This is a genomic window from Petrotoga sp. DB-2, from assembly GCF_054051725.1.
Map to the genome: position 1 here is coordinate 1 of NZ_JBSVZD010000060.1, position 1,473 is coordinate 1,473.

1 protein-coding gene is annotated in these 1,473 nt (G+C 36.9%); it reads right to left on the bottom strand.

Translation table 11 applies throughout. The features are described from left to right. Nucleotides 1-135 precede the first annotated feature (135 nt). Nucleotides 136-1,392: an IS110 family RNA-guided transposase gene (locus tag ACW9JY_RS10405; RefSeq protein ID WP_457284324.1), complete on the bottom strand. Its 1,257-nt coding sequence runs from the start codon at nt 1,390-1,392 to the stop codon at nt 136-138. Nucleotides 1,393-1,473 lie beyond the last annotated feature (81 nt).

Below are 1,473 nucleotides of genomic sequence, written 5' to 3' on the forward strand. Positions count from 1 at the left end.
AGCTAATCGGTGATATGTCAAGAGGTAAAAATCAAAAAAATTGTTAAAAATTAGCGTAACTGACAATGCCCATACTTTCCGAAAAACACAAAATAGGCTTGAAAACACAAAAAGATTCACTTGTATCTATTCAACTTAGTAATTTGAATAGATTCGATTTTTGCTCAGCAATGCAAAAATCATGCGAACCAACTTACGAGCCGTGAGCGCGAGGGCTCTTTTGTGTTGATGAGTGGTAACCTCGTAGTATTTTTTCCGATAATACTCTTTGAACTCAGGGATATGATTTTTAACGGAGCTAGCAGCTTCGATAAGGTAGTATCGAAGATACGGATTACCTGTTTTAGTCATTTCTGTCTCATCAGAGGAATAATTCCCTGATTGACGTTTTCTCCAAGTCAGTCCTGCAAACTTAGCCAACTTATCGTGAGATCGAAAGGAAGCTATCGTACCTATCTCACTGATGATGCCAGAGGAGATAACAGGACCGATACCGTTGACAGAGATGAGTGATTGATATTCTACGGGATTAAGCCCTTTTACCGTTTTTTCAATAGCCTTATCAACTGTTTTTATTTCATTTTCCAAGGCTTTTATTACGTTTAAAGAAGAAGAGATAGCGATATTCAAAGGTTCATAAGCCATTTTATCCAATCTGTACGAATTCTTGGCTGCTTGTTTAAGAAGTGTTGCAACCTTCACGGGATCTTTGAATCTGTTTTTACTTTTTTTAATAACAAACTGAGTTAAATCATCGATGGATTTGTAAACTATCTCATCCAAAGAGCAGAACTCAGTCAAAGCAGCACAAGACGTAGCACCATATATATCGGAAAAGGGCTTATCCCTATTATTCACAGCCAATTCACTGAATTTCAAATAAATGTTGGAAAGCATCCAATTCTTTTCAGAAACGAGTGTATGAACTAAATGGAACCTATGGCGTGTAAGTCTTTGTAAAGCCAAAAACTGAGAACCACGCCAAGGGGAAGAAGAAATCTTGCCACATCTAGCGAAATCGGCTATGACGTAAGCGTCCAAATGATCTGTTTTATCGATATCGACAAAAGTCTTTTTGTAATTGGCTGTAGTTTTTGGATTAAGCTGGTACACAAGAGGTTTAAAAGGCAAAAGTTTCTTATTAGTTGACAGGAAATTGGCTATGTGAGTACTGTAAAAAGAAGTAGCTTCCAAAGCGATAACGACATAATCAAGGTTGTTAGAAACAAGGCAATTGGAGATAGCCTCAGCAATGTATTCAGCACCTATTCTGTTATTTTTAGTATCAAAATCAAGGAGTTTATTGTTTTGGAAATCGATTGCACAAACTGTATTAGTTAGAGAACTCACATCGATACCGACAAACAAAGTAGATAAAACGTCGTAATTCATAGTTATTTCACCACCTTTCGAAAAAAGATAAAGGATGAAAGAAAGAGATGCCCTAATCTTAGCAGCCAAAGGCAACCTCGC